The following is a 280-nucleotide window of genomic DNA, read 5'->3' on the forward strand; positions in this document are numbered from 1 at the left end:
TTTGCGACGCCATCAGGCTTCTAAAAACCGCCCGTTCCGTCAGAGGCCCAGCCCTGGTAATTGCGCAGCAAATCGCAGAGGATTTCGATCCTCTCATGATCGAGATTATAGGTCAGGCCGCAGATCGATTTGTCGCATTCAATACGCTCGGCCAGTTCCGCTCCCCAGGTCGGATCGAAAAAACTCACCATCGCCGCCAGGACCCAGCCCTGGTAATTGCGCAGCAAATCGCAGAGGATTTCGATCCTCTCATGATCGAGATTATAGGTCAGGCCGCAGA

At 54.3% G+C, this 280-nt stretch carries 1 protein-coding gene; it reads right to left on the reverse strand.

Going from position 1 to position 280, the window contains the following annotated elements:
- Positions 1-20: 20 nt before the first annotated feature.
- The coding region (locus DTF_RS22715; RefSeq protein ID WP_226989237.1) for a hypothetical protein at positions 21-280 on the reverse strand (260 nt) is incomplete at its 5' end.

The organism is Desulfuromonas sp. TF (assembly GCF_000472285.1).
Classification (GTDB): domain Bacteria; phylum Desulfobacterota; class Desulfuromonadia; order Desulfuromonadales; family ATBO01; genus ATBO01.